This is a genomic window from Mesorhizobium sp. M7A.F.Ca.CA.002.09.1.1, assembly GCF_003998555.1.
GTDB lineage: Bacteria > Pseudomonadota > Alphaproteobacteria > Rhizobiales > Rhizobiaceae > Mesorhizobium > Mesorhizobium ciceri.
In genome coordinates, this window is sequence record NZ_RZRR01001395.1 from 1 (window position 1) to 859 (window position 859).

The following is an 859-nucleotide window of genomic DNA, read 5'->3' on the forward strand; positions in this document are numbered from 1 at the left end:
CACTATGGTCGATGAAGTCAAGGTTTCGGACGTGGACTTCAAACGCGGGCTGGGCAATTACCAGCATATGCGCCGCATAGTGCTTGCCGTTCTCGTGGTCGTGCTGTTTGCAGCATTGCTATTTGGCCAATCGACGTTTCCGCCCGACACAGCCGTGCACGAGACGATCGAAATGTTCGGCGTGCTGCTGATTTTCCTCGGCATCGTGGGCCGCCTTTGGGCGACACTCTACATAGGCGGGCGCAAATCGTCCGAGGTGGTGACTGGCGGGCCTTACTCGATCACCCGCAACCCGCTCTATGTGTTCTCGACCGTAGCCGCAGCCGGTGTCGGCGCGCAGATCGGTTCGTTCTCCGGTATCATCCTCTTCGGGCTTTTGTGCGCGGGGGCGTTCCATATCGTCATCCTGCGCGAGGAGAAGTTCCTCAAGGAAGCGCTCGGCGCGCCGTATCAGGCCTATCTGGCGCGGGTGCCGCGCTTCTTCCCGAAACTGTCGCTCTACCAGGAGGGCGATACCGGAAACTTCAAGCCGCGCCTGCTGTTGACCACGCTGCTCGACGGCCTGGTGTTTCTGATCGCGCTGCCGGCCTTCGAATTGATCGACGGCGCCCAGCTGTCAGGCATGTTGCCGGTCTGGTTCACGCTGCCCTGACGAGGACACAGCGCCGCATCTCCACAGGTGTTGCGCGCGGGCCGTCTTTGACGTATAGCACCGCCGTTCAAGAAAACCGCCCGGCAGGGCATGCCGTGGCGGTTTCATTTGCTTTTCGGGCTTTGGTCGGCCTGAAGCGAACAAGAAGCGCGATAGTGCGCCAACAATACGGAGTAGCAAAATGCCCAAGATGAAGACCAAATCGGC

The 859-nt window shown here is 60.1% G+C and carries 1 protein-coding gene; it reads left to right on the forward strand.

Features of this window, described 5'->3' with window-relative positions:
- The first annotated feature begins 4 nt into the window (after positions 1-4).
- On the forward strand, positions 5-652 hold the full coding sequence (locus EN994_RS33490; protein WP_063169789.1) for an isoprenylcysteine carboxylmethyltransferase family protein: 648 nt from the start codon (positions 5-7) through the stop codon (positions 650-652).
- Positions 653-859: the final 207 nt, after the last annotated feature.